Consider the following 14,857-nt stretch of genomic DNA (forward strand, 5'->3'; position numbering starts at 1 on the left):
ATGGATCATCGCGACCCGCAACACCCGCCCTTCTGGCGCTCGCGTTTCGGCATCGGCTGGATCGTCATGGCAGCCGTGGCAGGCTGGTTCCTCTGGGAGGAGCACCGCGCCCATCTGCTGGGCTTCCTGCCCTATGCATTTCTGCTGGCCTGCCCGTTGATGCATGTGTTTATGCATCGTGGGCACCATCATGGCGGCGGCCACCCGTCCCATCGCGATGAGCACGGCGAAGGAGATCGGCCATGACACACGACGCCCCGGCCTATGGTCTCTGGTCCCTGGTGATCCTGAACTCGGCCGTGTTCCTGATGTTCGCGTTCAGCTTCTTCAAGCCGCAGACGGCGCGGGACTGGCGCAGCTTCGGTGCCTTTGCCGCCTTCATCGTGGCCCTGTTCGTCGAGATGTACGGCTTCCCGCTGACCATCTATCTGCTGTCCGGCTGGTTGCAGACGCGCTATCTCGGGCTCGACCCGCTGACTCACAATGCCGGCCACTTGTGGTCGACGCTGCTGGGCGAGCAGGGCGACCCGCATTTCGGTGCCCTGCACATCGCCAGCTACCTCCTGCTGGGCGGTGGCTTCTGGCTGCTGTCGAGCGCCTGGCATGTGCTCTACCACGCGCAACGCCGCCGCGGCCTGGCCACCGCCGGGCCCTATGCGCGCATCCGCCATCCGCAGTACGTCGCCTTCGTGCTGATCCTGCTGGGCTTCCTCGTGCAGTGGCCGACGCTGCTGACCCTGCTGATGTTCCCCGTCCTGCTGCTGATGTATGGCCGCCTCGCCGTCAACGAGGAGCGCGAGATGGCCAGTCAGTTCGGTGCCGAGTACCGGCGTTACGCCGAGCGCACGCCGCGCTTCCTGCCGCGCTGGTCGGCGAACGCCGACCGTCCCAATCGGGAGGCCAGATGATGGACACGCCGACGCTCTACACCTGCCCGATGCATCCGGAGATCCGTCAGGATCTGCCTGGCAATTGCCCCAAATGCGGCATGACGCTGGAGCCCCTGCTGCCCGAGCTGGAGGCGGATGAGAACCCCGAGTTGCGAGACTTCCAGCGGCGCTTCTGGTGGACCTTGCCGCTCACCGTGCTCGTGACCGCGCTGGCCATGGCCGGCCACCGGCTGCAATGGTTCGAGATGGGCACGCAGAGCTGGATCGAACTGGCCCTGACCCTGCCCGTGGTGCTGTGGGCCGGCCTGCCGTTCTTCCAGCGCGGCGCGCAGTCGGTGCTGCACCGCAGCCCGAATATGTGGACGCTGATCGGCCTGGGCACCGGCGCTGCCTTCGTCTACAGCGCCGTCGCCACGGTGGCGCCGCAGGCCTTCCCGGCCTCGTTCCGCGCCATGGGCCGCGTGGCGGTCTATTTCGAGGCCGCGGCCGTCATCATCTCGCTGACCCTGCTCGGCCAGATGCTGGAGCTGAAGGCACGCTCCCAGACCTCGGCGGCGATCAAGTCGCTGCTGGGCCTGGCGCCCAAGACGGCGCGACGCATCGACGCGCAGGGCCTGGAAAGCGATGTGCCGCTGGCTCATGTGCATGTGGGCGACCTGCTGCGCGTGCGCCCCGGCGAGAAGGTGCCGGTGGACGGCGTCGTCGTTGAGGGCCGCAGCGCGGTTGACGAGGCGATGCTGACCGGCGAGCCGGTGCCGGTCGTCAAGAGCCCCGGCGACAAGCTGATCGGCGCGACGCTGAATACCAATGGTGCGCTGGTGATGCGCTCCGAGCGCGTCGGCTCGGCCACCATGCTGGCGCAGATCGTCCAGATGGTCGCGCAGGCCCAGCGCTCCCGCGCGCCGATGCAGCGCATGGCCGATCGGGTGGCGGGCTACTTCGTCGTCGCCGTCGTCGCCATTGCCGCGCTGACGCTGCTCGCCTGGGGCTTGTTCGGCCCCGCGCCGAGCTGGGTCTACGGCCTGGTGAATGCGGTGGCCGTGCTCATCATTGCCTGCCCCTGCGCGCTGGGCCTGGCGACGCCGATGTCCATCATGGTGGCCACGGGCCGCGGGGCGACCAGCGGCGTGCTGTTCCGCGATGCGGCCGCGATCGAAAACCTGCGCAAGGTGGATGCGCTGATCGTCGACAAGACCGGCACCCTGACCGAAGGGCGGCCCGTGTTCGAGCGCGTGGTTCCGGCCCCCGGTGTCGAGCCGGATGAGCTGCTGCGCCTGGCCGCCAGCCTCGACCAGGGCAGCGAGCACCCCCTGGCCGAGGCCATCGTCAAGGCAGCACGCGAGCGCGGCCTGCAGCTCGCCAAGCCCGAAGACTTCGAGTCCAGCACCGGTATCGGCGTGCGCGGCGTGGTGGCCGGGCGCAGGCTTGCACTGGGTAACACGGCGCTGATGCGGCAGCTGGATGTGGCGGTGGACGCGCTGCTGCCCCAGGCCGAAACCCTGCGCACCGAGGGCGCCAGCGTGATGTACCTGGCCGCCGATGGCCAGCTGCTCGGGTTGCTGGCCGTGTCCGATCCGGCCAAGGCCAGCACGCCCGAGGCCCTGGCTTCGCTGCGCGCCGCCGGCATCCGCATCATCATGGCCACCGGCGACGGCCTCACCACGGCCAAGGCCGTCGGCGCCCGCTTGGGACTGGACGAGGTGCATGGCGAGGTCAAGCCGGCGGACAAGCTGGACCTGGTGTCGCGGCTGCAGGCCGAAGGGCGCATCGTCGCCATGGCCGGGGACGGCATCAACGACGCACCGGCGCTGGCCAAGGCCGACGTCGGCATTGCCATGGGCACGGGCACCGATGTGGCGATGAACAGCGCCCAGATCACGCTGGTCAAGGGCGACCTGCGGGGCATCTCGACGGCGCGCGCGCTGTCCGAGGCGACGGTCGGCAATATGAAGCAGAACCTGATGTTCGCCTTCCTCTACAACACGCTGGGCATCCCGGTGGCGGCCGGCCTGCTGTATCCGTTCACCGGCTGGCTGCTCTCGCCGATGATCGCGGCGCTGGCCATGAGCCTGAGTTCCGCTTCCGTCATCAGCAACGCGCTGCGGCTGCGGCGCGGCTGACGCGATGAGCTACAGCGATCATTACCGCGCCGAGGCGTGGCGGCAGGGTCATGCGCGCACGGCGCGGGCCGGCTTGGCGCTTGCCCGCGCTGCGGCGCGGGCGTAACCTGCGCGGGCCTGGCGGGGCCTCATTTGTCACCACCACCATGCCCGCCGGCAAAGCGAGGTCGAGATGCGCGCGAGTTGGTATGCGAAGAACGGCGCCGCCCGTGATGTTCTGGTCATCGGCGAACTGCCCACGCCGACGCCCGGCGAGGGTGAGGTTCGCGTCCGGCTCGCGGTCTCGGGCGTCAATCCCTCCGACGTCAAGTCGCGCAGCGCGCGCCCGCTCGGCGAGGGCGTCGAACGCATCGTGCCGCACAGCGACGGCGCCGGCGTAATCGATGCGGTGGGCGATGGCGTGTCGCCCGGGCGCATCGGCGAACGGGTCTGGATCTGGAACGGCCAGTGGCAGCGCCCCATGGGCACCGCGGCGCAGTTCATCGCCCTGCCCCAGGCGCAAGCGGTGAGGCTGCCCGCATCGACCGATTTCGACGCGGCCGCCTGTCTCGGCATTCCGGCGATGACGGCGTTTCACGCCATTCGCCTGCTGGGCGATATCGGCGGCAGGACGGTGCTGGTGATCGGCGCCTCGTCCGCCGTCGGCCACTATGCGGCGCAGCTCGCCGCCCTCCGGGGCGCGCAGGTGATCGGCACGGTGGGCTCCGAGGCCAAGGCCCGCCATGCGCTCGCTGCGGGCGTGGCGACGACGATCAATTACAAGACGGAATCGGTGGCGGAGCGCGTGCGGCAGCTGACGGCCGGCCGCGGCGTGGACGCGATCATTGACATGGATTTCTCGACCACGGTTCAACTGCTTGCTGCCAACGGGCTGGCGCCGCACGGAACGCTGGTCTGCTATGGCTCGAACGCCTATGGCGACATCGCGGTGCCATTTCGCCCGCTGTTGTGGAACTCGCTGAGCCTGCGCTTCTTTCTGGTCTACGAGCTGACGCCACCGGACCGGCGCGCGGCGCTCGATGGCTTGAGCGAGTTGCTGGCGGCCGGACGGCTGTCGCACACGATCGGCGCGCGCTTCGCGCTCGACGAGATGGCGGCCGCGCATGAGGCCGTCGAGGCCGGGCGCCTGATCGGCAACGTCGTGGTGACGCTGGGCTGAGAGCGCGGTTACGGCCGCGCTGGCGTCATCAGCGTCAGCAGCTGCGCCGCCACCGCCACCGCAATCACCTCGGGCTGCTTGCCCGGGATGCCCGGCACGCCGATCGGCGAGGTGATGTGCGCCAGCTCGGCCGCGCTGAAGCCGCGCGCCTGCAGGCGCTGGCGGAAGCTGGCCCACTTGCTCTGGCTGCCGATCAGGCCCACATAGGGCAGATCGCCGCGCTCGCGCTGGCGCGCGAGGCAGGCCGCCACCACGTCCAGGTCTTCGGCATGGCTGAAGCTCATGATCAGCACATGCGAACCGGGGGTCAGGTCTTGCACGGCGGCCTGCACCGGGTCGGAGTATTCGGCGCGGCAGTTCTCGGGCAGCTCGGCCGGAAAGACCTCATCACCTCGGCTGTCCACCCAATGAACCCGCATCGGCAGGCGCGCCAGTACCTCGACGATCGCTCGCCCGACATGGCCGCCGCCAAACAGCGCCACCGGCATCCAATGCTGCTCGCCGCCCAGGCGCTCGCGCAGGCCCGCGATGTCGGACGGGCCCAGCCATTCGTAGCGCAGCCGCACCACGCCGCCGCAGCATTGGCCCAGGCTGGGGCCCAGGGCATAGCGCTGTTCCTCCGCCGGCCCGACGGCGCCGCGCACCAGCAAGGCGCGCGCCTGCGCCAGGCCCTCGTACTCCAGATGCCCGCCACCGATGGTGCCGATGAAGCCCGCCGCGGTGACGGCCATCCAGGCCCCCACCTCGCGCGGGCCGCTGCCCTGCACCTGGGCGACCGTGACCAGCACGGCGGGTTCGCGCGCCAGCGTGGCGGCCAGGCGCTGCCAATCGCGCATCGCTCAGCTGCCTCGGTAGGTCGAGTAGGCCCACGGGCTCGCCAGCAGCGGCACGTGGTAATGCGAGGCCGCATCGGCAATGCCGAAGTCCAGCGGCACCTCGCCCAGAAAGGCCGGCTCCGGCAGGGCCACGCCGCGGCCGCGAAAATAGGCCTCCACGCCGAACACCAGGCGGTAGCGGCCGGGTTGCAGGGCCTCGCCCTCCAGCAGCGGCGCATCGGCGCGGCCGTCGTGGTTGAGCGTGAGCTGCTTGATGAGCCGGCCGGCCTGGCCGGCTTCCAGCCGGTAGAGCATGACCGACATGCCCGCGGCCGGGCTGCCATGCATGGTGTCGAGCACGTGGGTGGTGAGTTTGCCCATGGTGGATTCCATTCAGGTTTGCACAAAGTGTATACACTTCTGCACACATCATGAGCGCCGCCCCCACGCCAGACAGCAGCACGGACCGCATCGCCGCCTCCATCACCGAGGCCATCGTCGAGCGCCGCCTGATGCCCGGCACCAAGCTGGCCGAGCAGAAGCTGGCCGATGTCTTCCAGGTCTCGCGCACCCTGGTGCGCCAGGCGCTCAACCAGCTCAGCCGCGACCGCCTCGTCACCCTCACGCCGGCGCGCGGCGCCTATGTGGCCGAACCCAGCGTGGAAGAGGCGCGCCAGGTCTTCGAGGTGCGCCAGATGCTGGAGACGCAGATGCTGGCCAGCCTCTGCAAAAGCATCACGCCGGCGCAGATCAAGCAGCTGCGCGCCCACCTGAAGCAGGAGCGTGCCGCGGTGGCGCGCACCGATGTGAGCGGGCGCACGCGCCTGCTGGCCGACTTCCACGTGCTGCTGGCGCGCCTGCAGGGCAACGAGGTGCTGGCCCAGCTGCTCAACGAGCTGCTCTCGCGCTGCTCGCTGATCGCGCTGATGTACCAGAGCGCCCATTCGGCGGCCGAGTCGCAGGCCGAGCACGAGGCCATCGTCGACGCGCTGGAGGCCGGCGATCAGCGCGCCCTGCTCAAGCTGATGCAGGCCCATCTGGGCCATGTTGAATCCAATCTGCGGCTCAAGCCGCGCCTGCGGGACGACCTGAAAGCGCTACTCAAGCCATGAACACCCCTCGCTACCCCAGAGACCTGATCGGCTACGGCGAACATCCGCCGCATGCGCAATGGCCCGGCCAGGCGCGCATTGCGCTGCAGTTCGTGCTGAATTACGAGGAGGGCGGCGAGAACTCGGTGCTGCATGGCGATGCCGGCAGCGAGCAGTTCCTCTCCGAGCTGTTCAACCCGGCGGCCTACCCCGAGCGGCACCTGAGCATGGAGAGCATCTATGAGTACGGTTCGCGCGTGGGCGTGTGGCGGCTGCTGCGCGAGTTCGAGAAACGCGCCCTGCCGCTCACGGTGTTTGGCGTGGCGATGGCGCTGCAGCGCCACCCCGAGCTGACCCGGGCCCTGGTGGAGCTGAACCACGAGATCGCCTGCCATGGCTGGCGCTGGATCCACTACCAGTCCATGCACGAGGATCAGGAGCGCCAGCATATGGAGACGGGCATGGACATCATGCAGCGCCTCACCGGCGAGCGCCCCTCGGGTTGGTACACCGGCCGCGACAGCCCCAACACGCGCCGCCTGGTGGCCGACTACGGCGGCTTCGAGTACGACAGCGACTACTACGGCGACGACCTGCCCTTCTGGCTGCAGGTGCGCAAGAGCGATGGCGCGCTGGCCCCGCATCTGGTGGTGCCCTACACGCTGGACTGCAACGACATGCGCTTTGCCCTGCCCCAGGGCTTCAGCCATGGCGACGAGTTCTACGAGTACCTGCGCGACAGCTTCGATGTGCTCTATGCCGAGGGTGACGAGGCCCCCAAGATGATGAGCATAGGCATGCACTGCCGGCTGCTCGGCCGGCCCGGCCGGATGCGCGCGCTGCAACGCTTTCTGGACCATGTCGAGAAGCACGAGCGTGTCTGGGTGTGCCGGCGCGTGGACATCGCGCGCCACTGGCGCGCCACCCATCCCTTCGACGCAAGCAAGGCCTTCGTATGGGAATGAGCATCGAACAACTCAACGCGGCGGACCCAGCCGGCTTCGTCGCCCTGCTGGACGGCGTCTACGAGCACTCGCCCTGGATCGCCGCGCGCGCGGCGGCGCAGCAACCCTTCAGCAGCCTGGCCCAGCTCAAACATGCGCTCGCCACGGTGGTGCGCAGCGCCACGCGCGAGGAGCAGCTGGGCCTGATACGCGCCCACCCCGAACTCGCGGGCAAGGCCATGGTCAGCAAGACGCTCACCAAGGAGTCCCGCAACGAGCAGAGCAAGGCCGGCCTGACGGACTGCTCGGCCGCCGAGTTCGAGCGCCTGCAGCAGCTCAACCGCGACTACAACGCGCGCTTCGGCTGGCCCTTCATCCTGGCGGTGCGCGGCCCGCGCGGCCTGGGTCTCACGCGCGGCGAGATCATCGAGACCTTTGCGCGCCGCCTGCAGGGCCACCCGGACTTCGAGCTGGCGGAATGCCTGCGCAACATCCACCGCATCGCCGAGATCCGGCTCAACGACAAGTTCGGCCTCGCGCCCAGCCTGGGCAATCTGGTGTGGGACTGGGCCGAGCAGCTGGCCGTGCATTCCGACCCCGGCTACAAGGAGCAGGGCCAGCTCACCGTCACCTACCTCACGCCGGCGCACCAGACCGTGGCACAGCGCCTGATGGGCTGGATGCGGCAGGACTGCGGCTTCGACGAGGTCCACATCGACGCGGTGGGCAATGTGGTGGCCCTCTATCACGGCAGTGACGCGAGCGCGCCGCGCCTGCTCACCGGCAGCCATTACGACACCGTGCGCAATGCCGGCAAGTACGACGGCCGGCTGGGCATCCTGGTGCCGATGGCCTGCGTGCGCGAGCTGCACCGCGCCGGCCGCCGCCTGCCTTTTGGCCTGGAGCTGGTGGCCTTTGCCGAGGAGGAAGGCCAGCGCTACAACGCCACCTTCCTGGGCTCGGGCGCGCTGGTGGGCCGCTTCGATCCGGCCTGGCTGGCGCAGCAGGATGCCGAGGGCATCACGATGCAGGACGCCATGCGGGCCGCCGGCCTGCCCGGCAGCCTCGACGCGATCCAGGCCCTCAGGCGCGACCCGGCGCGCTACCGCGCATTCGTGGAGGTGCACATCGAGCAGGGGCCGGTGCTGAATGCGCTGGACCTGCCGCTGGGCATCGTCAGCTCCATCAACGGCAGCCTGCGCTATCTGTGCGAGGTCAGCGGCATGGCCAGCCATGCCGGCACCACGCCGATGGACAGCCGCCGCGATGCCGCCGCTGCGGTGGCCGAGCTGATCCTCTACGTGGAGCAGCGCGCCGCTTCCGCTGCGCCCGATGTGGTGGGCACGGTGGGCATGCTCACGGTGCCCGGCGGCTCCATCAATGTGGTGCCGGGGCGCTGCCAGTTCAGCCTGGATCTGCGCGCCACCACCAACGCCGCGCGCGATGCGCTGGGCCGCGATGTGCTGGCCAGGCTGGACGAGATCTGCGAGCGCCGCGGCCTGCAGTGCAGCGTCACGCCCACGCTGGCCGCCGATGCCGCGCCCAGCGACCCGGCCTGGCAGCAGCGCTGGGAGGCCGCCGTGCAGGCGCTGGGCCTGCCCCTGCATCGCATGCCCTCGGGCGCCGGCCACGACGCGATGAAGCTGCACGAGGCCGTGCCGCAGGCCATGCTCTTCATGCGCGGCGCCAACGCCGGCATCAGCCACAACCCCCTGGAAGCCATCAGCAACGACGACACCGAGCTGTGCGTGCGGGCCTTCATGAACCTTCTGGAAGCACTCCGATGAACTCCTCCTACGCAGCGCTGGATGCCTGGATCGACGCCCATTTCTACGCCGAGACGCGCTTTCTCCAGGCCCTGGTGCAGGTGCCCACCGACACCCCGCCGGGCAACAACGCACCGCATGCCGAGCGCACCGCCGAGCTGCTGGAGGCCATGGGCCTGGCCACCGAGAAGCATGTGGTGCCCGCCGATGCGGTCAGGGCCCAGGGCATGGCCTCGATCACCAACCTGATCGTGCGCCGAAAGTTCCAGGCGGGCGGCCCGGTGATCGCGCTCAACGCCCATGGCGACGTGGTGCCGCCCGGCGAGGGCTGGAGTCACGACCCCTATGGCGGCGAGGTGGACCATGGCCGGCTCTACGGCCGCGCCGCCGCCGTCAGCAAGAGCGACTTCGCCACCTACACCTTCGCGCTGCGCGCGCTCGAATCGCTGGGCGTGCCGCTGAAGGGCGGCGTCGAGTTGCACTTCACCTACGACGAGGAATTCGGCGGCGAGCTGGGCCCCGGCTGGCTGCTGCAGCAGGGCCTCACCAAGCCCGATCTGCTGCTCGCAGCCGGCTTCAGCTACCAGGTGGTGACGGCGCACAACGGCTGCCTGCAGATGGAGGTCACGGTGCATGGCCGCATGGCCCATGCCGCCATCCCGCACACCGGCGTGGACGCGCTGCAGGGCGCGGTGGCGATCCTGAATGCGCTGTACGCGCAGAACCAGCTGTACCGGCAAGTGAGCAGCCAGGTGGCCGGCATCACCCACCCCTATCTGAACGTGGGCCGCATCGAGGGCGGCACCAATACCAATGTGGTGCCCGGCAAGGTCAGCTTCAAATTCGACCGGCGCATGATCCCCGAGGAGCAGCCGGAAGCCGTCGAGGCGGCGCTGCGCGAGGTGATCGCGCAGGCCGCCGCCGCCCTGCCCGGCATCACGGTCGAGATCAAGCGCCTGCTGCTGGCGCGCGCCCTCACCCCCCTGCCCGGCAACGCGGCCCTGGTGGCGGCGCTGCAAAAGCATGGCGAGGCGCTGTTCGGCGAGCCCATCCCGAGTTCGGGCACGCCGCTCTACACCGATGTGCGGCTCTATGGCGAGCAGGGCATCCCGGCCGCCATCTACGGCGCCGGCCCGCGCACCGTGCTGGAAAGCAATGCCAAGCGGGCCGACGAGCACCTCGTGCTGGAAGACCTGCGCCGCGCCACCCAGGTGGTGGCACGCACCCTGCTGGATTTGTTGCACGCTTGAGCAAAGGCAAGGCGCGGCCGCGCAAGCGCGCCGCAAGGCGCTAAGCTGAGCCAGCCATGTCCATCCATCCGGCTCCGCTGTCAGCGCTGGCGCATGCCCTGCGCGCGGCCGCCTATCTGCTGGCATGCCTCCTGGCCTGCCTCGGCGCGAGCCTGCCGGCGGCGGCGCGCGAATGCGAGCGCGTGCTGATCACGGCCGATCCGGCCTATCCGCCCCTGCATTGGTACGACGGCCAGACCCTGCGCGGCGCCAGCATCGACCTCACCGTGGAGGTGCTGCAGCGCCTCAAGCTGCCCTATGAAGTGCGCTATCTGGGCCCGCTGAACCGCGTCATGCGCGCCGCCCAGGCCGGCGAGGTCGACATGGTGGTGACGCTCAAGGACACCCCCGAGCGGCGCGAGTTCCTCAGCTATCCGGCCACGCCCGCGTTCGTGAATCCGATTGCGGTGTTCGTGCACCGGGCGCGCAGCTTCAGCTACCACGGGCCCGAGGACCTGCGCGGCCGGGCCGGCGGCATGGCGGCGGGCAACCGCATGGCCGGCGCGGAGGGCCAGCGCCTGATGGACGAACTCAAGATCGAGCAGGCGCTGGACGCCTCCGCCAATTTCCGCAAGCTGCAGCTGGGCCGCATCGACTACTTCATCACCGGGCTCTACACCGGCCTGGCGACGCTGTCGACCCGCCCCGACGGCGCCGATTTCATGGCGCTGCGCCCCTATCTGCAGGAGTCCTTCAACTACACCCCCTTTGTGAAGGCCAGCCCCTGCGCAGTGCATCTGCTCGATTTCGACCGCGAGCTGCGCCTGCTGCTGCGCACCGGCGCCGCCGAGCGCATCCTGAGCAGCAACCTCGAGGCCTGGCGCAGCAAGCCGGTCGTGATGACGGCGCCAACGCATTGAAGCCGAAGCCGCCGCGCGGCCCCCATCGTCTATGACCTTGGTCAAGCGGCCGCGCGCCGGGGCCTCGCTAGAATCGCGCCGTGCCCCCTCGCCGCTCCCACCGCCCCGCATCGCTGCTGTCACGCTGGCTGGTCGTCCTGACCTTCTGGCTGGCGGCCTGCGTGCCCGCGGTATCGCTGGCGCTGGCGGCCGAGCGCGGCGATCTGCCGCCCTGGACGCAGCTGTGCCGCGCCAGCCTGGTGGGCCCGCGCGCCCAGCCCGCGGCGGCCGCCATCCAGCCGGATGCGCAGACCGGCACCCATGGCCTGTTCGCCGGCTGCGCCTGGTGCGGCCTGCAGGTGCAGGACCTGAGCCTGCCGCCGCCGGCCGCGCCGGCCCTGACCCTGCGCCAGGATCTGCGCGAGGCCCTGCCCGCCTTGGGCCTGGGCACGGCCATGCGGCCGGCCCCCTGGCCCAGCGCGCCGGCGCGCGCGCCACCGCAAGGCGTCTGAGATCCGTTCGCGCGGGCGCCCTTGCCCGCAAGCTCCGCTCGGGCGCGCCCGCCTCCGAGTGCTCAGTCCCCTCTCGCTTGCCAGGAGCCACCGCTCATGAAATCCATCTTCAAAATTTCGCTCGCCATCGCCAGCCTGGCTCTCGCCGGCCAGGCGCTCGCCCAGGTTGACGTCAGCCAGGCCTGGGTGCGCGCCACCGTGGCCCAGCAAAAGGCCACCGGCGCCTTTCTCCAGCTCAAGGCCAAGCGCGACAGCCGCCTGGTCGAGGCGCACAGCAAGGCCGCCGGCGTGGTCGAGGTGCACGAGATGGTGATGGACGGCAGCACCATGAAGATGCGCGCCGTGCCGGCGCTGGAGCTGCCGGCCGGCCAGCTGGTGGAGCTCAAGCCGGGCGGCCTGCACGTCATGCTGATGGACCTGAAGCAGCCCATCAAGGCCGGCGACAAGCTGGTGCTGACCCTGGTGTTCGAGGATAAGGCCAGCAAGCAGCGCGAGAGCGTCGAGGTGCAGGCCGAGGCGCGCCAGCTGGGCATGCCCGCGCACTGAAAAAGTAAGCCCATGCTGCTGCGCCGCCCCGGGTTGACGAGCCGCTGGCTGGTCAATCTGTGCCTGCTGTTCGCGATGCTGGCCCCGGCCGCCTCGCAGGCGCTGGCCTGGGCGCGCGGCGATGCGCTGGCCTGGAGCCAGGTCTGCCGCAGCAGCGTGGTGGCGCCGCGCGCCGAGAAGCGCGACCCTGCCGGCGCGCGCGAGCAGGACCCCACCCATGGGCTGCTGGCGCATTGCCCGTTCTGCGGCCTGCAGGCGCAAGACCTGGCACCGCCACCCGCGGCCGCGCTGCCGGCGCTGCAACTGCTGCCGCTGCACTTCGAGATGCCCGCGCGCTTCTACAGCGCGCCAAGAACACCCTTCACCTGGCGCCCGGCGCAATCGCGCGCACCTCCGTCCCTGCTGGCCTGATTCACCAGCAATCCCTGGCAAGTTGCCAGGGCCCACATCCGCTCGGCCGATAGGTCGACGCACATTCGAATCGCCATGAAGTTTCCCTCCATGCCCAGGCTCTTGTGCCTGGCAATCACGGCCGCCCTGTCCGCCGCCCAGGCCTGCGAAGACTGCGGCGATGACGCCGTGGAAATTGCCGCCACGCCCTCCGCCTCCCCCGTCGCCAAGCTCGACATCGTGATGATCGTCGGCCAGGCGCCCAGCTCGCTGCCGACCCACATCCCCACCACCATGGAAGGCATCACGGCCGAGGAGATCGCGCGCAGCATCAATGCCACCGATGCCCAGGACGCCCTCAAATACCTGCCCAGCCTGCTGGTGCGCAAGCGCTATATCGGCGACTACAACCACGCCGTGCTCTCCACCCGCGCCTCGGGCACCGGCAACAGCGCGCGCTCGCTGGTGTTTGCCGACGGCATCCAGCTCTCCAACCTGCTCGGCAACGGCGCCAGCTTCACGCCGCGCTGGGGGCTGGTGACGCCGGAGGAGATCGCGCGCGTGGACGTGCTCTACGGCCCCTTCTCGGCCGCCTATGCCGGCAATTCGGTGGGCGCGGTGGTGGACTACCAGACGCGCAGCCCCAAGGCCTTCGAGGCCCATGCCAAGCTCGGCCTGTTCCACCAGCCCTTCAAGCTCTACGGCAGCGAGGCCAACTACGGCGGCCAGCATGCCAGCGCCTCGCTGGGCGACCGCGCCGGCGCCTTCTCCTGGTGGATCAATGTGAACCGCCTCGACAGCGATGGCCAGCCGCTCACCTTCATCACCAAGCCGCTCTCCAGCAGCGCGCCGGCCGCCGGCGCCCCGCCGCTGAGCGGCAGCATCCTGAACGCCGACAAGAGCAACACGCCCTGGCTGCTGCTGGGCGCCGGCACCCAGATGCACACGGTGCAGCAGCATGCCAAGATCAAGCTCGCCTACGCGCTGAGCCCGAGCCTGCGCGCCAGCTACACCCTGGGTTGGTGGGGCAATGAGACGCGCAACCAGAGCATCAGCTATCTGCGCGACGCCGCCGGCATGCCCTTCTATGCCGCGGCCGCCAACAGCGGCACGGCCAAGGCCACGCCCGTCAGCCTCGATGGCAAGGGCTACAGCCTGGGCGCGAACGATTTCGGCCAGTCGCGCGACGCGCTGCAGCACCTGATGCAGGGCCTCTCGATCAAGAGCCACAGCGGCGGCGCGTTCGACTTCGAGCTGGCCGCCAGCGCCTACCAGTACGACCGCGACGAGTCGCGCGCGCCGCTGCTGGCGCGCCCCGGCGCCGATGCAGGCGGCAGCGGCCGCCTCACCGACCAGGGCGGCACCGGCTGGTCCACGCTGGCGGCCAAGGGCGTGCTGCGCCCCGGCGCCGGGCATGTGCTGGACTTCGGCCTGCAGCAGGACAGCTACCGCTGGCGCCAGCGCGTCAGCGAGCTGGCCGACTGGCGCGGCGGCGCGCCCACGGCGCTGTTCACCGCCTTCAGCGGCCGCACCGAGCTGCGCAGCGCCTACGCCCAAGATGCCTGGACGCTGAGCCCGGCGCTGCAGGCCGTGCTGGGCCTGCGCGCCGAGGAATGGCGCGCCAGCGAGGGCAGCAAGACGGCCTCGCCGGCCTCGGACGGCAAGACCCTGGGCTTCGCCACGCGCGTGGCGCGCGCGCTCTCGCCCAAGGCCGCGCTGGGCCTCGAGATCAACGCCGACTGGACCGCCAAGCTCTCCACCGGCCGGGCCGTGCGCTTCCCCACCGCGGGCGAGCTCTACCAGGGCGGCGTGAGCGCCGGCGGCGCCTATGTGCCCAACGACCCCGTCACCAACCCGGATCTGAAGCCCGAGCGCGGCTGGACCAGCGAACTCAGCCTGGGCTGGTCGGACGGCACGCGGCAGCAGCTGCGCGGCACGCTGTTCCACGAGGATACGCGCGATGCGCTGTACGCGCAGGCCGCGGTGATCGAGGGCAGGTCGGTCAGCAGCACGCAGAACATCGCGCGCATGCGCACGCTGGGCATGGAGCTGTCCTACCAGGGCAGCGATCTGCTCACGCGGGGCCTGGAGCTGGCCGCCAGCCTGACCTACGCGGACTCCAAGATCCTCGCCAACGAGGGCTTCGTCGCGCAGCCGGGCGACACCATCGGCCGCCAGCAGCCGCGCGTGCCGAAGTGGCGCGCCACCGCGCTGCTGAGCTACGCGCTGACGCCGGCGCTCTCGGCCTCCTACGGCCTGCGCTACTCGGGCCGCCAGTACGGCACGCTCAACAACAGCGACCCCAACGGCTTTGCCTACCAGGGCTTCTCGAAGTTCTTCACCACCGATGTACGCATGCAGTGGCAGGTGAGCAAGCAATGGACCCTGGCCGGCGGCATCGACAACCTCAACAACTACCAGTACTGGAACTTCCACCCCTATCCGCAGCGGACCTTCCATGCGGAACTGAAGTTCGACCTCTGAGCGGAGCACCTC

15 protein-coding genes are annotated in these 14,857 nt (G+C 70.0%); 13 read left to right on the forward strand and 2 right to left on the reverse strand.

Translation table 11 applies throughout. The annotated features are described in order from the left end of the window. From PFX98_RS01015 to PFX98_RS01030, 4 genes are all read left to right on the forward strand, one after another. Positions 1-246: a DUF2933 domain-containing protein gene (locus tag PFX98_RS01015; RefSeq protein WP_285233308.1), complete on the forward strand. Its 246-nt coding sequence runs from the start codon at positions 1-3 to the stop codon at positions 244-246. Continuing rightward, positions 243-908 (forward strand): methyltransferase family protein, encoded by a 666-nt coding sequence (locus PFX98_RS01020; RefSeq protein ID WP_285233309.1) that lies wholly within the window; start codon positions 243-245, stop codon positions 906-908. The genes PFX98_RS01015 and PFX98_RS01020 overlap by 4 nt, the downstream gene beginning before the upstream one ends. Further along, positions 905-3,010, forward strand: coding sequence for a copper-transporting P-type ATPase (locus tag PFX98_RS01025; protein WP_342399168.1), 2,106 nt, complete (start codon positions 905-907; stop codon positions 3,008-3,010). Before PFX98_RS01020 ends, PFX98_RS01025 begins: the two co-directional genes overlap by 4 nt. 172 nt (positions 3,011-3,182) lie before the next feature. Next, entirely contained in the window at positions 3,183-4,169 is a 987-nt protein-coding gene (locus PFX98_RS01030) for an NADPH:quinone reductase (protein WP_285233310.1), read from the forward strand. Positions 4,170-4,177: 8 nt separating this feature from the next. Here the strand turns inward: PFX98_RS01030 and xdhC are convergent, their stop codons facing one another. Both xdhC and uraH read right to left on the reverse strand, forming a co-directional pair. Next, entirely contained in the window at positions 4,178-5,005 is an 828-nt protein-coding gene (gene xdhC / locus PFX98_RS01035; protein WP_285233311.1) for a xanthine dehydrogenase accessory protein XdhC, read from the reverse strand. 3 nt (positions 5,006-5,008) lie between these two features. Then, entirely contained in the window at positions 5,009-5,365 is a 357-nt protein-coding gene (gene uraH / locus PFX98_RS01040) for a hydroxyisourate hydrolase (RefSeq protein WP_285233312.1), read from the reverse strand. Positions 5,366-5,415: 50 nt separating this feature from the next. Between uraH and PFX98_RS01045 the strand changes: the two genes are divergently transcribed. The 9 genes from PFX98_RS01045 to PFX98_RS01085 all read left to right on the forward strand — a co-directional run bounded on the left by PFX98_RS01045 (position 5,416) and on the right by PFX98_RS01085 (position 14,845). Beyond that, on the forward strand, positions 5,416-6,096 hold the full coding sequence (locus PFX98_RS01045) for a GntR family transcriptional regulator (protein WP_285233313.1): 681 nt from the start codon (positions 5,416-5,418) through the stop codon (positions 6,094-6,096). After that, positions 6,093-7,040: an allantoinase PuuE gene (gene puuE, locus PFX98_RS01050; RefSeq protein WP_285233314.1), complete on the forward strand. Its 948-nt coding sequence runs from the start codon at positions 6,093-6,095 to the stop codon at positions 7,038-7,040. The genes PFX98_RS01045 and puuE overlap by 4 nt, the downstream gene beginning before the upstream one ends. After that, on the forward strand, positions 7,031-8,806 hold the full coding sequence (uraD, locus tag PFX98_RS01055; protein ID WP_285233315.1) for a 2-oxo-4-hydroxy-4-carboxy-5-ureidoimidazoline decarboxylase: 1,776 nt from the start codon (positions 7,031-7,033) through the stop codon (positions 8,804-8,806). The genes puuE and uraD overlap by 10 nt, the downstream gene beginning before the upstream one ends. Continuing rightward, the gene (locus PFX98_RS01060) at positions 8,803-10,035 is read left to right on the forward strand and encodes a M20 family metallopeptidase (protein WP_285233316.1); all 1,233 of its coding nucleotides are present in this window, start codon (positions 8,803-8,805) and stop codon (positions 10,033-10,035) included. The genes uraD and PFX98_RS01060 overlap by 4 nt, the downstream gene beginning before the upstream one ends. A gap of 56 nt (positions 10,036-10,091) precedes the next feature. After that, positions 10,092-10,934, forward strand: coding sequence for a substrate-binding periplasmic protein (locus tag PFX98_RS01065; protein WP_285233317.1), 843 nt, complete (start codon positions 10,092-10,094; stop codon positions 10,932-10,934). 80 nt (positions 10,935-11,014) lie between these two features. Next, the gene (locus PFX98_RS01070; RefSeq protein WP_285233318.1) at positions 11,015-11,425 is read left to right on the forward strand and encodes a DUF2946 domain-containing protein; all 411 of its coding nucleotides are present in this window, start codon (positions 11,015-11,017) and stop codon (positions 11,423-11,425) included. A gap of 96 nt (positions 11,426-11,521) precedes the next feature. Continuing rightward, positions 11,522-11,971: a copper chaperone PCu(A)C gene (locus PFX98_RS01075; protein ID WP_285233319.1), complete on the forward strand. Its 450-nt coding sequence runs from the start codon at positions 11,522-11,524 to the stop codon at positions 11,969-11,971. A 12-nt stretch (positions 11,972-11,983) separates the two neighbouring features. Next, positions 11,984-12,382 carry a DUF2946 domain-containing protein gene (locus PFX98_RS01080; RefSeq protein ID WP_285233320.1) on the forward strand — a complete coding sequence of 133 codons (399 nt, stop codon included), beginning with the start codon at positions 11,984-11,986 and terminating at the stop codon, positions 12,380-12,382. A 75-nt stretch (positions 12,383-12,457) separates the two neighbouring features. Next, positions 12,458-14,845 carry a TonB-dependent receptor gene (locus tag PFX98_RS01085; RefSeq protein ID WP_285233321.1) on the forward strand — a complete coding sequence of 796 codons (2,388 nt, stop codon included), beginning with the start codon at positions 12,458-12,460 and terminating at the stop codon, positions 14,843-14,845. Positions 14,846-14,857: the final 12 nt, after the last annotated feature.

This window comes from Paucibacter sediminis (assembly GCF_030254645.1).
GTDB lineage: Bacteria > Pseudomonadota > Gammaproteobacteria > Burkholderiales > Burkholderiaceae_C > Paucibacter_B > Paucibacter_B sediminis.